Origin of the sequence: Terrabacter sp. Ter38 (assembly GCF_024519435.1) — a bacterium.
Taxonomy (GTDB): domain Bacteria; phylum Actinomycetota; class Actinomycetes; order Actinomycetales; family Dermatophilaceae; genus Terrabacter.
In genome coordinates this window covers 27,237-41,501 of the sequence record NZ_JALJRZ010000013.1, presented here as the reverse complement: position 1 = coordinate 41,501, position 14,265 = coordinate 27,237, and the positions used below count along the sequence as shown (strand labels likewise).

Annotated in this window: 13 protein-coding genes; 5 read left to right on the top strand and 8 right to left on the bottom strand. The window is 70.4% G+C overall.

Annotated features, from left to right (window positions below):
* Positions 1-10: 10 nt before the first annotated feature.
* From NR112_RS20455 to NR112_RS20430, 6 genes are read right to left on the bottom strand one after another with little or no spacing between them, the layout of a single operon-like run.
* Entirely contained in the window at positions 11-1,003 is a 993-nt protein-coding gene (locus tag NR112_RS20455) for an aldo/keto reductase (RefSeq protein WP_256796132.1), read from the bottom strand.
* A complete protein-coding gene (locus tag NR112_RS20450; RefSeq protein ID WP_256796131.1) occupies positions 1,000-1,848 on the bottom strand; it encodes an ATP-binding cassette domain-containing protein in 849 nt (282 codons plus the stop codon). Before NR112_RS20450 ends, NR112_RS20455 begins: the two co-directional genes overlap by 4 nt.
* Complete coding sequence (locus NR112_RS20445; RefSeq protein ID WP_256796130.1) at positions 1,841-2,680, bottom strand: ABC transporter ATP-binding protein; 840 nt, start codon at positions 2,678-2,680, stop codon at positions 1,841-1,843. Before NR112_RS20445 ends, NR112_RS20450 begins: the two co-directional genes overlap by 8 nt.
* Positions 2,677-3,630, bottom strand: a complete 954-nt coding sequence (locus NR112_RS20440) for an ABC transporter permease (RefSeq protein ID WP_256796129.1) — start codon at positions 3,628-3,630, stop codon at positions 2,677-2,679. The genes NR112_RS20445 and NR112_RS20440 overlap by 4 nt, the downstream gene beginning before the upstream one ends.
* Complete coding sequence (locus NR112_RS20435) at positions 3,627-4,559, bottom strand: ABC transporter permease (RefSeq protein WP_256796128.1); 933 nt, start codon at positions 4,557-4,559, stop codon at positions 3,627-3,629. Before NR112_RS20435 ends, NR112_RS20440 begins: the two co-directional genes overlap by 4 nt.
* Positions 4,560-4,588: 29 nt before the next feature.
* Positions 4,589-6,217, bottom strand: a complete 1,629-nt coding sequence (locus tag NR112_RS20430) for an ABC transporter substrate-binding protein (protein ID WP_256796127.1) — start codon at positions 6,215-6,217, stop codon at positions 4,589-4,591.
* 248 nt (positions 6,218-6,465) lie between these two features.
* Between NR112_RS20430 and NR112_RS20425 the strand changes: the two genes are divergently transcribed.
* The 3 genes from NR112_RS20425 to NR112_RS20415 are packed head-to-tail and all read left to right on the top strand — an operon-like array spanning position 6,466 to position 9,711.
* Positions 6,466-7,908: a four-carbon acid sugar kinase family protein gene (locus tag NR112_RS20425; protein ID WP_256796126.1), complete on the top strand. Its 1,443-nt coding sequence runs from the start codon at positions 6,466-6,468 to the stop codon at positions 7,906-7,908.
* Positions 7,905-8,912, top strand: coding sequence for a 4-hydroxythreonine-4-phosphate dehydrogenase PdxA (pdxA, locus tag NR112_RS20420; protein ID WP_256796125.1), 1,008 nt, complete (start codon positions 7,905-7,907; stop codon positions 8,910-8,912). The genes NR112_RS20425 and pdxA overlap by 4 nt, the downstream gene beginning before the upstream one ends.
* A 10-nt stretch (positions 8,913-8,922) precedes the next feature.
* Positions 8,923-9,711 carry a DeoR/GlpR family DNA-binding transcription regulator gene (locus tag NR112_RS20415; protein ID WP_256796124.1) on the top strand — a complete coding sequence of 263 codons (789 nt, stop codon included), beginning with the start codon at positions 8,923-8,925 and terminating at the stop codon, positions 9,709-9,711.
* Between the two features lie 63 nt (positions 9,712-9,774).
* Here NR112_RS20415 and NR112_RS20410 read toward each other — a convergent pair whose 3' ends face one another.
* Both NR112_RS20410 and NR112_RS20405 read right to left on the bottom strand, forming a co-directional pair.
* Positions 9,775-12,186, bottom strand: coding sequence for a phosphoketolase family protein (locus NR112_RS20410; RefSeq protein ID WP_256796123.1), 2,412 nt, complete (start codon positions 12,184-12,186; stop codon positions 9,775-9,777).
* A 191-nt stretch (positions 12,187-12,377) separates the two neighbouring features.
* Positions 12,378-12,572 (bottom strand): CsbD family protein, encoded by a 195-nt coding sequence (locus NR112_RS20405; protein ID WP_056771749.1) that lies wholly within the window; start codon positions 12,570-12,572, stop codon positions 12,378-12,380.
* 135 nt (positions 12,573-12,707) lie between these two features.
* Between NR112_RS20405 and NR112_RS20400 the strand changes: the two genes are divergently transcribed.
* Both NR112_RS20400 and NR112_RS20395 read left to right on the top strand, forming a co-directional pair.
* Positions 12,708-13,736 carry a cation diffusion facilitator family transporter gene (locus tag NR112_RS20400; RefSeq protein ID WP_256796122.1) on the top strand — a complete coding sequence of 343 codons (1,029 nt, stop codon included), beginning with the start codon at positions 12,708-12,710 and terminating at the stop codon, positions 13,734-13,736.
* Positions 13,733-14,245 (top strand): methylated-DNA--[protein]-cysteine S-methyltransferase, encoded by a 513-nt coding sequence (locus tag NR112_RS20395; RefSeq protein ID WP_256796121.1) that lies wholly within the window; start codon positions 13,733-13,735, stop codon positions 14,243-14,245. The genes NR112_RS20400 and NR112_RS20395 overlap by 4 nt, the downstream gene beginning before the upstream one ends.
* The last annotated feature ends 20 nt before the right edge of the window (positions 14,246-14,265 follow it).

The following is a 14,265-nucleotide window of genomic DNA, read 5'->3' as shown; positions in this document are numbered from 1 at the left end:
CCTCCGCCGGTCATCGGTTGTACCCCGGCATGGACCCGGCGATCGCCAGGCCCGCCTCGTCACACGCGGCGACGACGTCGTCGGGAAGCGGACCGGCTTGTGCAGCAGTGATGTTGGCCTCCAGCTGGTGTGGTTTGGATCCCCCGAGCAGCACCGACGACACGACCGGCTTGCTCAGCAGCCAGCGCAGCGACAGCTCGGGGAGAGTGATGCCGGCCTCCGACGCGATGGCGCCGAGGGCCTCGATGACCGCGAACGTCTCGGCGTTCCAGTAGCGGTCCTTGTACATCGACGCGAGTGCCGACGAGCCGAAACGGCCCTCTCCCGGCGACTCGGTGAAGGAGTGGCGCCCGGTGAGCAGTCCGCCGCCGAGCGGGTTGTAGACGATCGTCGCGAGGCCCTTCGTCGTGGCGAACTCGGAGTACTCCGCCTCGATGCGACGCGCCACGAGGTTGTAGAGCTGCTGGGCGAGGATCGGGCGCGGCGTGCCGAGCGCGTCACATGCAGCGAAGACGTCGCCGATCTGCCACGCTGAGAAGTTCGAGACGCCGATGGCGCGCACCGTGCCCTCCTTGACGAACTCGCCGAGGGCAGCGACGGTCTCGTCGATCGGGACCGAGCGGTCTGGCTGGTGGAGGTAGTAGACGTCGACGTGGTCGGTCTGCAGCCGGCGAAGGCTCGCCTCGAGCGACGAGCGCAGACCGGAGGCCGACAGGAGCGGGGCGTCGCCCGCGTCACCGGGGTAGATGCCGGCCTTGGTCGCGATCGTCGCGGCGTCACGCCGTCCGGCAAGGATCTCGGCGAGCATCTCCTCGCTGCGCCCGGCGGCATACCCGTTCGCCGTGTCGATCGAGGTGATGCCCGCGTCGAGCGCGGTGTCGACCATGGCGCGAGCGGTGTCGACGTCGACGGTGTCACCGAACGTCATGGTCCCGAGGACGAGCCGCGAGAGCGGTCGGTCGAGACGCGGCAGGTCGGTGGTCGGGAGGGCGGCAGTGGTCATGAGGCCTTCTCGGTCTCGGCCGTGCGGGAGGCGGCGATGTGGCGGATGAGGTGACGCGGCTTGATGCCGGTCATGAGCCCCGGCTCGAGCGCGGAGCGGCGCAGGCGCTGGGTGTACTCCTCCTGCGGTCGCGAGAGGAGGTCGTCGGTGCGCCCGCTCTCGACGATCCGGCCGGCACGCATGACGACCGTGTCCTGCGAGATGGCGCGGACGACGCCGAGGTTGTGCGAGATGAAGAGGTAGGTCAGGCCCGTCTCGGCCTGGATGTCGGCGAGCAGCTCGAGGACCTGCGCCTGGACGGAGACGTCGAGCGCACTCGTCGCCTCGTCGCAGACGAGCAGCTCCGGACCGGACGCGAGCGCCCGGGCGATGCCGATGCGCTGGCGCTGCCCACCGGAGAACTCGGGGGGCTTGCGTTCGAGGGCTGTGCGCGGCAGCCCGACCCGCTCGATGAGCGCGGCCGCCTGGTCGCGCTGGGCCTTGCGCGACTTCTCCCCGCGCACCCGGATCGGCTCGGCGACGATCTCCTGGGCCGTCAGGTGCGGGTCGAGCGAGCCGTACGGGTCCTGGAAGACCATCTGCACGCGGTGACGCATCGGGCGCAGCTGCTTCTCGGACAGCTGGGCGAGATCCGTGCCGTCGAGGTCGATGACGCCCGACGTCGGCGTCAGCAGCCGCACGAGGGCCTTCGCGATCGTCGACTTGCCGCAGCCCGACTCACCGACGATGGCGAGGGTGCCGCCCCGCGGCACGCTGAACGACACGTCGTCGACGGCGCGGAAGACGTCCTTGCCGGTGCCGTACTCGACGACGAGGTTGCTGACGGTGAGCAGGTCCTCAGCCATGGCTGGCCTCCTTGACGAGCGGCGCCGTGACGCCCGGGTCCTCCCAAGGGCCCAGTTCGGGGATCGCACCGAGCAGCTTCTGGGTGTAGGGGTGCTGGGGGTGGTCGACGACGTCGGTGACCGGGCCGCCCTCGACGAACGCGCCCGACTTCATGACGTGGACGCGGTCGCTCATCAGCCGGGCGACGCCGAGGTCGTGCGTGATGAGCAGGATCGCGATCCCGGTCTGCTCCTGCAGCTCGAGGAGCAGGTCGAGGATGCCGGCCTGCACCGTGACGTCGAGCGCGCTCGTCGGCTCGTCGGCGATGATGAGGTCGGCGTCGGTCGAGACCGCCATCGCGATGAGCACGCGCTGGAGCATGCCCCCCGAGAGCTGGTGCGGGTAGGCGTCGAACTGCTTCGCGGGGTTGCGGATGTGGACCTGCTCCATGAGGGAGAGGGCGCGCGCCTTCGCCTCAGCCTTGTTGAGGTCGGGGTGCTTGATGCGCACGGCCTCGGTCATCTGCCGGCCGATGGTGCGGATGGGGTTGAGGGCCGTCATCGGGTCCTGCGGGATGAGGGCGACCGCGCGTCCGCGCAGCTTGTCGATGACGGTGCGGGTGCCCGTGACGTCCTGGCCCGCGATGCGCGCCTCGCCGGAGATGACCGCGAGGTCGTCTGGCAGCAGGCGCAGGATGGCCATCGCCGTCGTCGACTTGCCCGAGCCGGACTCGCCGATGATCGTCACCGTCTCGCCCTCGTCGATGTGGAAGCTGACGCCGTCGACGGCGCGCACGACGCTGGTGCCGGTCAGCAGCTCGACCTGCAGGTCCGTGACCTCGAGGACTCTCATGTCTGGTCTCCCTTCGCGCGGCGCACCCGGTCGCGCAGGCCGTCTCCGACGAGGTTGACGCCGACGACGAGCAGCGCGATGGCCAGGCCCGGCACGGTGACGAGCCAGGGCTTGCCGGTGACGAAGAGCTCGCGTCCGTCCGAGATGATGCCGCCCCACGTGGGGTAGGGGCGCTGGACGCCGGCTCCGAGGAACGACAGGGCGCTCTCGAGCAGCACGGCCTGGGCCAGCAGCAGGAGCACGACGACGAGCACCTGCTGGAGGATGTTGGGGACGACGTGCCGGCTGAGGATCGAGAACTTCGGCAGTCCGAGCACCCGCGCCGCCGCGACGTACGGCTTCTCCCGCTCGACGAGCACGAGCGCGCGGGTGATGCGCGCCGGCTCGGGCCACTGGGCGAAGGCGATGACGAGCGTGATGACGGGGATCGACGGGCCGAAGAGGGCCACGACGAGCAGCAACATGAGCAGCAGCGGTAGGGCCATCTGCGCCTCGAGCAGGCGGGAGATGATCGTGTCGACCCAGCCTCCGAAGTAGCCGGCGGCGGCGCCCGCGACGATGCCGAAGAGGCCCGAGACGAAGATCGCGAGGAAGCCGATCACGAGTGACGTCTGGCCGCCGTGGAGGATGCGCGAGAGCAGGTCGCGTCCGTTGGGGTCGGTGCCGAGCAGGTGGCCCGCGCTGAACGGCGGCAGCGACGACTCGGACAGGGCGCCGACGATCGGGTCGGGCAGCGGGAGGACTCCCGCCAGCACGACCGGGATGACGACGACACCGGCGCAGATCGCACCGACCCAGATCTTGATGGTGCTGTAGCGGGCCCGTCGCGCGGCGGCCGAGCGGCGCAGCAGCACCTTCGTCACGGCCGACTCGCGGCCGAGGATGGAACCGGGCACCTCGGCGAGGTTCGGCACCTGCGGGTGGCCGGGGAGGTTCGTCGAGGTGGTCATGAGCTGGCCTCTCCGAGTCGGACCCGCGGGTCCATGAGCGGGTAGAGCAGGTCGACGATCAGCTGGACGACGAGCGCCAGCAGCACGGTGACGAGGACGGTCGCCTGGATGAGCGGGAAGTCGCGCTGCTTGAGCGCGTTGACGACGAGCTCACCGACGCCGGGCCAGTTGAAGACGACCTCGACGATGACGACGCCGTTGAGCATGGCCGCGAATCGGGTGCCCAGCGCGGTCACGACGGGCAGCGCGGCGTTGGAGAAGGCGTAGCGCCAGGTCAGCGCACGCTCCGACACCCCGCGCGACCGCGCGACCGTCAGGTAGGGCGACGCGAGGTTGACGACCATCTCGCGCCGCACGAGCCGAGAGATGAGCGCGATCTGCAGGATCGCGATGGTCACCGTGGGCAGGATGATCGAGGCCGCCGAGTCGAACCCCGAGGGCGCGAACCAGTGGAGGTTCACGGCAAAGAGGATGAGCAGGACGAAGCCGATCCAGAAGTCGGGCATCGACTGACCGGCGATGGTGCCGATGTTGGCCCCCAGCTCCGGAGCCGTGTTGCTGCGACGGGCCATCCACACACCGAGCGGGATCGCGACGGCCGAGGTGACGATGATCGCCGCGACGGCGAGGGTGATCGTGTAGGGCAGGCGTTCCAGGACGACGTCGAGCGCGGGGCGCTTGAAGAAGAACGACGTGCCGACGTCGCCCTGGAACAGGTGCTGCAGGAACGTCCAGAACTGCACGGGGACCGGCTGGTCGAGCCCGAACTGCTGCCGGATCGCCTCGAGCTGCTCCGAGCTCGGGTTCGGCGGCGCGTAGTTGGCGGCAGGGTCGCCCGGGGCCATCCGGAGCAGGACGAACACGGTCGCCACGGCCAGGAAGGCCGTCAGGATCGTCTGGCCGACCCGTTTGAGGACGTACTTGAGCATGGGATCACCTTGGTCTGGTCGCCTGTGAGTCAGGCGGAGACGGTCACGGCGGCGAGGTCGTAGGAGTTCGTCGCCCGGAGGTTGAGGTTCTGCACCCGCTTGCGCTTGGCGAGGACGTTGTTCGGCGTCCAGGCCCACACGGCCGGCCACTCCGCCCAGATCTTGTCCTGAGCCTGCTTGAGCAGGTCGTTGCGCTTGGCCTCGTCGGACTCGGCGGCGGCCTGGTCGAGCAGCGCGGTGATCTCGGGGACGACGAAGCCGTGGTAGGTGTCGCGCGTCTTCTCCTTCTCCGCCGTGCCGCCGTACTGGCCCTGGAGGTTCGTCAGCGCGAGCCCCGTCTGGTTGCCGTAGCCGTTGGCGAGGATGTCCCAGTCGCCGGCCTCACCGCGACGCCAGGCGTTGATCTCGCCGCCCTTGGGGATCATCTTCAGCTCGGCGGTGACACCGACGGCGGCGAACATCTGCGAGACGGCCTCGAGCACGCGCGAGGCACCGGCGAACTCGGAGTCCTCCCAGATGATCCGCACCTTGAGGCCGGAGCCGCCGTTGTCGGCGAGCATCTGCTTGGCCTTGGCCACGTCGTAGGTGTACTCACCCGTCTTGGCGAACCCGGCGAGGGTCGTCGGGACGACGCCTTCGGCCGAGGTGACCTGGCCGTTCATGAGCGCCTTGATGAGCGACTCGTGGTCGATCGCGTAGGTGAGGGCCTCGCGCACCTTCGGGTTGGCGAGCGGGCTGCCGGCCGGCTTGCGGAAGTTGTAGAAGAGGTGGATCAGGCGCGTGCCGGGCGTCTCGATGACGTCGATGTCGGAGTTGGTCTTGAGGGACGTCGCGGACTCGGGGGTGATCGTGTCGATGACGTCGGTCTGGCCCGAGGTGATCGCGATGACCCGCGCGCCCTCCTCCTCCTGGTAGCTGACGTTGACCGTCTCGAGCTTGGCGGGGGTGCCCCAGTAGTTGTCGTTGCGCACCAAGCGGTAGGTGCCGGTGCCGGAGTCGGAGCTCGCGACGGTGAAGGGTCCCGTGCCGAGCCCGGAGTCGAGCTCCTCCGCCTTGTTGTCCTTGGCGGGGGTGATCAGGATGTTGGACATCAGCGAGTTGAGCGAGACGACGGGGCTCTTCGTCGTCAGGGTGAAGGTCCGGTCGTCGATCTTGGCGAAGGTGGGCTGCTCGGGGAACTGCGAGGCGACGTAGCCGGCCTTGACCTCGAAGTAGAGCCGGAGCGCCGTCTCGACGTCCTCGACCGTGACCTTCGACTTGTCGGAGTAGTGGATGTCGTCACGCAGCTTGACGGTCCACACGGTCGGCTTGGTCTGCTCGAACGACTCGGCGAGCATGAGCTCGGGCGTGAGCTTGTCGCCGATCTTCGTCAGGGCCTCGCGCACGGCGCGCTGGACGGTGACGGCCGCGTCGTACTGGTTCAGCTTGTTGTCGAGGCTGACCAGGTTGCGGTTGAGCACGATGCTCATCGTGCCCCCCGCAGCCCCTGCCCCGGCAGTGCTCGCGGTGGTGGCGGACTTGGGCCCGGCGCAGGCGGCGAGCGCGGGAGCGAAGAGCGCTCCGGCGCCGGCCAGCGAGGCGAGCTTGAGGATCGAGCGACGCGAGACCTCCCGCGTCGGCTGGTCAGACGTGGGAAGCAGAGCGGGCTGCTGGGGCATCGGGACTCCTCGTTGAGCGGTGGCCTCCCCGTCGGCGGCGCACGCTGCGCCCCTCGGGTTGAACCACCTTGGCACCATTGCGCGATTCGCGCAATACCTGTAGCGTTTTTTGTGAAGGGACGGTTGATCGCATGCCGTCCGGCGCACTCCCGGAGAGCACCACGGCGCCCTTCTCCCCCATCGGCAGGGTCGCCAATCTCCTTGTCGCACAGCATGACACGCGCAACGAGTACCGTGAGGAGGAAACCGTGACTGCACTCGCCCTGGGCATCGTCGCCGATGACCTGAGCGGCGCCGCAGAGTGCGCCTCTCACGCTCTTGTGCGTGTTTCGCGCAGCACGGTCGTTCTCTCGAGCTCGCCGCCGGACATCGCCCCAGCATCCGGCCACCGGCCCGACGCGAGCAGCTCGGGCGGCAGCGGCGGCAGCGGCGGCGCGGCGCACCCGCTCGCCGTCCTCACCGTCGACACCGACTCGCGCCGTCTGACCCACGCAGAGGCCGTGCGCGCGGTTCGCGCAGCCGCAGCCCTCGTCACGACCGCACCGGTCGTCGTCAAGAAGGTCGACTCGCTGCTCCGCGGTCACGTCGCCGCGGAGGTCGCCGCCCTCGCCGAAGAGCTGCAGCGCACACCGGTCGTCGCCGTCGCCAACCCCGCGCTCGAGCGCGTCGTCGTCGACGGCGTGCTCCACGTCGGAGGCACCCCGCTGCACCACACCGCCCTCTGGGCCGTCGAGCCGACCCCGGCGCCGGACCGGGTGGCGGCGGCGCTGCACCCGTTGGCCACGGTGCTCGTCCCGCACACCACCGTGCTGCGCGGCGTCGAGGCGGTCACCGCGGCCCTCCACGAGGCCGCCCGCACCGGGTTCGTCCCGGTCTGCGACGCCGTGACGGACGCCGACCTCGATGTCGTCCACGCCGCCGCCGTGGCCGCGAGCGCCGGGCAGGACGGCCGCACGCTCCTCGTCGGGTCCGGAGCCCTGGCCGACGCCGCTGTCCGTGCCCTCCCGCCAGACCAGCGCCGCGGCCCCCGAACGGCGGGCCCGGCCACCGACAACGCACCATCTGAGGGCCGCGGCGCCGAAACCGCGGGGGCGGTGCGGTTCGCCCAGCCCATCGGGTCCGTCCGATCCGTGCTGTTCGTGCTCGGCTCGCGCGCGCCGGGACTCCCGGCCCAGCTCGAGCGGCTCTCGACCACGCGCTCCGCGCACACGGTCCTGCTGCAGCCCGACCGCCTCCTGACCGACCCGGGTGCCGTAGGCGTCCAGCTCGCCGAGCACGCCCGTGAGGGTGTCGTCGTGGTGGCGCTCGACCCCGATGCCCCCGCCGACCTGACCCGATCGCGTGCCCTGACGGAGGCCCTGTCCGCCGCGGTCTCGCCCGTGCTCGACCGCTTCGACGCGGCGTTCCTCTCCGGCGGTGAGACCGCCCGCGCCGTCCTCGACCGCCTCGACGTGCACGACCTCGAGGTCGTCGCCGAGGTCGAGACCGGCACCGTCGTGAGCCGCCGCCCTGGTGGCCGGCTCGTCGTCACGCGCCCGGGCAGCTTCGGCGACCCGACCTCGCTCGTCCGCGTCGTCGAGCACCTGCTGGGGCCCACCACCGTGCCGCCGCCGGCCTCGTCCCGCCACACCTCATCGACCACCACCGCACCCCGCGCCACCCCCGGCGCGACCACCGAGGAGAACTCATGAGCGTCGCCCTTCCCCGCATCGCCGTGACCATGGGAGACGGCGCCGGCATCGGCCCGGAGATCATCGTCAAGGCCCTGGCCGACCCGCACGTGGCCACGATGGCGCGCGTCGTCGTCGTCGGTGACGCCCTGCGGCTCAAGCAGGCCGCCGCCATCGCGGACGTCCCCGTCGACATCGTCACCGTCGACGACGTCGAGGAGGCGAGCGAGATCCCCGGGCGCATCAACGTCATCGACCTGGCGCTGCTGCCCGAGGACCTCCCCTTCGGGCAGCTGTCGGCCGTCGCCGGCGACGCCGCCTACCACTACATCCGCGTCGCCTCCGAGCTCGCGATGGCCGGCAAGGTCCAGGCCATCTGCACCGCTCCGCTCAACAAGGAGGCGTTGCATGCCGGCGGACACGTCTTCCCCGGCCACACCGAGCTGCTCGCCCACCTCACCGGCACGCCCGAGGTCTCGATGATGCTCTCGACCGAGAAGGTCAAGGTCATCCACGTGACGACCCACATCGGCCTCATCGACGCCGTCAACCGGATCGAGCCCGGTCTCGTCGAGCGCGTCATCCGCCGCGGCCACCAGGCCCTCGTCGACGCCGGCAACCCGGCCCCGAAGATCGGCGTCTGCGGCATCAACCCGCACGCCGGCGAGAACGGTCTCTTCGGCTACGGCGAGGAGGCCGAGAAGATCGACCCCGCCGTGGAGGTCTGCCGCGCCGACGGCATCGACGTGCACGGCGCCCTGCCGGCCGACACCCTCTTCTTCCTCGCCGGTCGCGGCGACTACGACCTCGTCGTCGCGATGTACCACGACCAGGGCCACGGGCCGGTCAAGGTGCTCGGCCTCGAGGCAGGCGTCAACGTGACGATCGGCCTGCCCGTCATCCGCACGTCGGTCGACCACGGCACGGCCTTCGACATCGCCGGCACCGGCATCGCCGACCACCGCTCGATGATCGAGGCGCTGCGCCTCGGCGCGGAGATGGCGCCACGGCCCGCGGACGCCTAAGGTGCCCAGCGTGGCGAAGCACACCGCACAGACGCGTCGGGGCGAGATCGTCCGCCTCGCCACCACGAGTGGGCTCGCGAGCGTGGAGGAGCTCTCCGACCAGCTCGGCGTCACCGCGTCGACGATCCGGCGCGACCTCGCCAAGCTGACCGCCCAGGGCAAGCTGGCTCGGACCTACGGCGGGGTCATGAGCCTGGCCCACCATCCCGAGGCCTCGCTGCGCCAGCGTCTCGGCGAGGCGCACGCCGCTAAGCGCGACATCGCCCGCTGGGCCGCCGACCAGATCGAGCCCGGCGAGACGGTGCTCCTCGATGCCGGGTCGACGATGGGCGCGCTCGCCGACGCCATCACCAAGACGCCGGAGCTGACCGAGCTGACCGTCGTCACGGCCGGCATCAGCGCCATGGGCACCCTCGCCGACAGCGTCGGCATCGACGTCATCGCCCTGGGCGGTCGGCTGCGGCCACTGAGCCAGGCGTTCGTCGGGCCACTCGCCGAGGCCGCCGTCCAGCGCCTCAGCTTCGACCGGGCGTTCATGGGGGCCGACAGCGTGCACGCCGAGCGCGGCATCTGCGAGGCCGACCTCGAGCAGACCCGGCTCAAGGAGCTGATGATGAGCCGGGCCGAGCACACCTACGTCCTCGCGCACGCCGACAAGCTCGGCCAGTCGCCCTTCCACGCCTGGGCCGTCATGCCACGCTCCTGGACCCTCGTCACCGACGAGTCCGCCGATCCCGTTGCGTTGCAAGCCTTCCGCGACAACGGCATCGAGGTCGTCATCGCGCCCCGGCGCGACTGACGAGACCACGTATGCCATCCGGCCGGGTCGACGGCATACGCCGGCTGTCGTCGGGGCGGGCGGTCAGTCCTCGACGACCGTCGTCATGACCCAGTCACGCACCTCGGGCATGTCCTCGAGGTGCTCGACGATGTAGGCGTGGTGCTTCGCGAGCTGAGCCTCGCACCAGGCCTTGACCTCGCTCGACCCGCGCACCTGCCGACCGGCGTTGTTGATGGCGTCCACGACGAGTGAGTAGCGGTCGACGCCGTTGCGCACGACCATGTCGAACGGCGTCGTCGTCGTGCCCTCCTCGCTGAAGCCACGCACGTGGAAGCGGTCGGCGTCGGGCCGTCCGTGGACGAGCTGGTGGATGGCGCCGTGGTAGCCGTGGAAGGCGAAGACGACGTCGACGTGGTCGGTGAAGAGCTCACCGAAACGCACGTCGTCCATGCCGTGTGGGTGGCTTCGGGCTCGGGGCAGTGTCATGAGGTCGACGACGTTGACGACCCGGACCCGCAGCTGCGGCAGCTTCTCCCGGAGGATCTGGGCCGCGGCGACGACCTCCATGGTCACGACGTCGCCCGCGCAGGCGAGCACGACGTCGGGGTCGCGGTCGCCGTCGTCGGTGCCGGCCCAGTCCCAGATCCCGGCGCCGGCCGCACAGTGCGCGATGGCCTCGTCCATGGTCAGCCACTGCGGCTGCGGCTGCTTGTCGATGACGAGGAGGTTGACGTAGTTCTTCGACCGGAAGCAGTGATCAGCCACGGAGAGAAGGCAGTTCGCGTCCGGCGGGAGGTAGATTCGGGACACCTCGCCGCGCGCGTTGAGCACCGTCTGGATGAGTCCGGGACCCTGGTGCGAGAAGCCGTTGTGGTCGTTGCGCCACGCGGTCGACGTCAGGAGGATGTTGAGGCTCGGCACCTTCGCGCGCCAGTCGAGCTTGTTGGCCTCCTGCAGCCACTTGCTGTGCTGCACCGTCATCGACGCGCTCACCATCGCGAACGCCTCGTACGTCGCGAAGAGGCCGTGGCGGCCGGTCAGCGTGTAGCCCTCGAGCCAGCCGTGGCACGAGTGCTCCGAGAGCACCTCCATGACGCGCCCGTCGTGCGAGAGCTTCTCGTCCTGCTCGAGCACCCGCTCGGCCGTCATCCGGTCGGACACGTCGAAGACGGCGCCGACCCGGTTGCTGTTGGTCTCGTCGGGGCTGAAGAGCCGGAAGGTCGTCGGGTTGCGCACGTAGAGCTCGCGCATCAGCTCACCGAGGGCGCGCGTCGACTCCTCCCGGGCTGCAGCGGGCGACGGCACGTCCCGCGCGAAGTCGCGGAAGTCGGGCATGTCGAGGTCGGTCGTCAGCGCGCCACCGTTCGCGTGCGGCGAGGCGCTCATTCGCAGGTCGCCCTCCGGGTTCGCTCGCAGCACGACATCGTTCGGCCTTCCCGACTTCTCGAAGAGCTCCTCGGGCCGGTAGGAGCGCAGCCACGTCTCGAGGACCGCGAGGTGCTCTGGGTTGTCCTTGACACCCGAGAGCGGCACCTGGTGGGAGTGCCACGAGCCGGTGACGGCGATGCCGTCGACCTCCGCCGGCCCGGTCCACCCCTTCGGCGTGCGGAGCACGATGAGCGGCCACCGCGGCCGCTCCCCCATCGTCCAGCCGTCCGCCCGTGCCTCCTGCTGGATGGCGCGGATCCGACCGTATGCCGTCGCCAGCGTCTCCGCGAAGCGCTCGTGCATGCCCGGGAGGTCGTCACCCTCGACCTCGAGCACGTCGTAACCGTGCCCTTCGAGGAGGCTGCGCACCTCCGCCGGGTCCTTGCGTCCGAGCACCGTCGGCCCGGCGATCTTGTAGCCGTTGAGGTGCAGGACCGGCAGCACCGCGCCGTCGCGCCGCGGGTTGAGGAACGAGATGCCCTTCCACGAGCCCTCGAGGGGCCCCGTCTCGGCCTCCCCGTCACCGACGACGGCGAGCGCCAGCAGGTCGGGGTTGTCCATGACGGCACCGAACGCGTGGACGAGGACATAGCCGAGCTCGCCACCCTCGTGGATCGACCCGGGCGTCGTCACGGACACGTGGCTCGGGATGCCACCGGGCGCCGAGAACTGGCGGAAGAGGCGACGCACGCCGTCCTCGTCGCACGTCACCTTCGGGTAGATCTCCGAGTACGTGCCCTCGAGGTAGCCGGCCGCGACGAGCGCGGGGCCACCGTGGCCGGGACCGGTGAGGTAGATCGTCTGCTGACCGGTGTGCCGGATGACCCGCGACATGTGGGTGTAGACGAAGGAGAGCCCGGGGCTCGTGCCCCAGTGGCCGAGCAGCCGGGGCTTGATGTCGTCCGGCACGAGGGGCCGACGGAGCAGCGCGTTGTCCTTGAGGTAGATCTGCCCGATCGTCAGGTAGTTGCTGGCCCGCCACCACGCGTCCATCGAGGCGATCTCGTCGGCGGTCGGGGCCGGCACGGTGGCAGTCGTCGGGGTCTGGGTCTGGGTCGTCGTCACGGCGGGGCCTCTCGAGGGGTCGGCGATCGTGCGTCCCCACGAGCCTCACCGACGGGCGCCCTGCTGACAAGGGGTCGAAGGTCCCTGGCCCCCGCGACCGGGCCGGACGGCATACGCCCTCGTCGACAGGCGCGGCCGGACAGAGCAGTGGGCCGGTCCCCGTCGGGACCGGCCCACCCCGCTCCGGAAGGTCAGCGGTTGAAGGCGTCCTTGACGTCTTCGCCCGCGTCCTTGAGCTGCTCGCCCCGCTGCTTGAGGTCCGCCGAGGCCTGATCAGTCTTGCCTTCGGCCTCGAGTCGCTCGTTGTCGGTGACCTTTCCGGTGGCTTCCTTGGCCTTGCCCTTCAGGTCTTCACCCATGTTCTTGGCCTTGTCTTCGGTACCCATGTCAGGGCTCCTTTCGCCGTCAGTCGGATACCACTCCCCCTACCCGGTCTCCGTCGATCGCCACCAGACCCGGCCCGACGTCCAGGGATGAGCGCCACGTCGCCGATCGTCGGTGCCCTTTGCGACACTGGGGTCGTGTCAGCGAACGTCGGTCCCACGTCGGACCCGCCCCAAGCGCCCGCGCCGTCCGGACGCGCGCCCCAGACCCGCGACCTGAGCCGGTTCGCCTACCTCTCCATCGCGGCTGCGATCGTCACCATCACCCTCAAGGTGATCGCATGGCGCATCACCGGCTCGGTGGGCCTGCTGTCCGACGCGGCCGAGTCGGTCGTCAACCTCGTCGCCGCCGTCGCCGTGCTCATCGCGCTCAAGGTCGCGGCGATGCCGGCCGACAAGAACCACCACTTCGGCCACACCAAGGCCGAGTACTTCTCGGCGGCCGTCGAGGGGATGATGATCTTCGTCGCGGCTCTCGTCATCATGTACACCGCGGTCGAGCGCTTCCTGCACCCGCAGCCGATCGAGAACGTCGGTCTCGGTCTCGCCATCTCGGTCGTCGCCTCGGCGGTCAACGGCGCGGTGGCCGTGGTGCTGCTGCGCGCCGGTCGCCGCTACCGCTCGATGACGCTCACGGCCGACGGCAAGCACCTCATGACCGACGTCTGGACGTCCGCGGGGGTCGTCATCGGTGTCGTCCTCGTCGCCCTCACCGGCATCGCACGCCTCGACCCCGTCATCGCGTTCCTCGTCGGCGTCAACATCGTCTGGACGGGCTGGAAGCTCATCCGCGAGTCCACCGAGGGCCTCATGGACATCTCGATGCCCAAGGCGGACAACAGCGCGATCGCCGAGATCCTCGCCCGGTTCGTGACGCGCGAGGTCCACTTCCACGCGCTGCGCACCCGCGTCTCGGGCCACCACCGCTTCGCCGAGGTGCACGTGCTCGTGCCCGGCGCGTGGACGGTGCAGCAGGGGCACGACCTCGTCGAGGAGGTCGAGGAGGCCGTCCACCGCGAGTTCGGCGAGATCGCGCTGACCTGTCACCTCGAGCCGTCCGAGGACCCCCGTGCCTACGGCGACTACCCGGCCGAGTTCCCCATCCCGACCCACGACGACATCGTCGCGTCCCACGGGGCGGCGACGCGAGGCGACGACCACGCATGAGCCGTGCGCACGTCGTCCTGCCCTCGCCCATCGGCGAGCTCACCGTCGTCGCCGAGGACGGCGCCATCACGCACCTGCTCATGGACGCCGCGAAGTACCACCCCGACGATCCCGAGGTCCTCGGCGAGGTCGGTGACCCTGCCCACGAGCCGTTCGCGGCCGCAGCGGTCCAGCTCGCGGCGTACTTCTCCGGCGCCCTGACCGAGTTCGACCTGCCGCTGGCGCCGCGCGGGGACGTCTTCCACCAGAAGGTGTGGGGGCTGCTCCGCGAGATCCCCTACGGCGAGACGCGCAGCTACGGCGACCTCGCCCGGGCGCTCGGCGACCGCAACCTCGCCCAGGCCGTCGGCACGGCCAACGGCCGCAACCCGATCGCCGTCGTCGTGCCGTGCCACCGCGTCATCGGCGCCGACGGCTCCCTCGTGGGGTATGCCGGTGGGCTGGGTCGCAAGCGCTTCCTCCTCGCGCTCGAGGAACCCCCGGCGGCCGACTCCGGCCGCCTCTTCTGACCGCGCTCTCCGCGAGTGAG

Excerpts from the sequence above, each read along its gene's own strand:
- NR112_RS20455 (WP_256796132.1), bottom strand. The coding sequence starts at position 1,003 with ATGACCACTGCCGCCCTCCCGACCACCGACCTGCCGCGTCTCGACCGA.
- NR112_RS20450 (WP_256796131.1), bottom strand. The coding sequence starts at position 1,848 with ATGGCTGAGGACCTGCTCACCGTCAGCAACCTCGTCGTCGAGTACGGC.
- NR112_RS20445 (WP_256796130.1), bottom strand. The coding sequence starts at position 2,680 with ATGAGAGTCCTCGAGGTCACGGACCTGCAGGTCGAGCTGCTGACCGGC.
- NR112_RS20440 (WP_256796129.1), bottom strand. The coding sequence starts at position 3,630 with ATGACCACCTCGACGAACCTCCCCGGCCACCCGCAGGTGCCGAACCTC.
- NR112_RS20435 (WP_256796128.1), bottom strand. The coding sequence starts at position 4,559 with ATGCTCAAGTACGTCCTCAAACGGGTCGGCCAGACGATCCTGACGGCC.
- NR112_RS20430 (WP_256796127.1), bottom strand. The coding sequence starts at position 6,217 with ATGCCCCAGCAGCCCGCTCTGCTTCCCACGTCTGACCAGCCGACGCGG.
- pdxA (WP_256796125.1), top strand. The coding sequence starts at position 7,905 with ATGAGCGTCGCCCTTCCCCGCATCGCCGTGACCATGGGAGACGGCGCC.
- NR112_RS20405 (WP_056771749.1), bottom strand. The coding sequence starts at position 12,572 with ATGGGTACCGAAGACAAGGCCAAGAACATGGGTGAAGACCTGAAGGGC.
- NR112_RS20395 (WP_256796121.1), top strand. The coding sequence starts at position 13,733 with ATGAGCCGTGCGCACGTCGTCCTGCCCTCGCCCATCGGCGAGCTCACC.